Below are 345 nucleotides of genomic sequence, written 5' to 3' on the forward strand. Positions count from 1 at the left end.
ATCTACAGCCGTGCCGGGCTGGGCCGGGTGCCGGATGACGTGCCCTGCCAGGTGCGCGCTTTGGGCTGTTTTTTTCTGTAAGGCTGTTTGGGTGCGTGGCGCCTTCTCTTTTATGTTGCGGGCGCGGGCGTAGCGTCGTGTCGAGGCTGGNCAGATCTACAGCCTGGCCGGGCTGGGCCGGGTGCCGGATGACTTGCCCTGCCAGGTGCGCGTTGGCGGCTTTGGCGGGGCGGAAGGATTGGCGGGGTATATCCGCGAGCAGGGCAACGAACTGCTGGACGATCTGTCCCCTGTCTCTTATTCACATCTCCCAGCCCACAAGACGGACTGAGCCATATCCTGTTC

The 345-nt window shown here is 63.4% G+C and carries 1 pseudogene; it reads left to right on the plus strand.

From position 1 onward, the window contains the following. Positions 1 to 154: 154 nt before the first annotated feature. Positions 155 to 283, plus strand: a pseudogene (locus tag ACQ4LH_RS21950) (cobalt-precorrin-6A reductase); the annotation flags it as partial. Positions 284 to 345: the final 62 nt, after the last annotated feature.

The organism is Pseudomonas peli (assembly GCF_050563605.1).
In the GTDB taxonomy this organism is placed as follows: domain Bacteria; phylum Pseudomonadota; class Gammaproteobacteria; order Pseudomonadales; family Pseudomonadaceae; genus Aquipseudomonas; species Aquipseudomonas peli_A.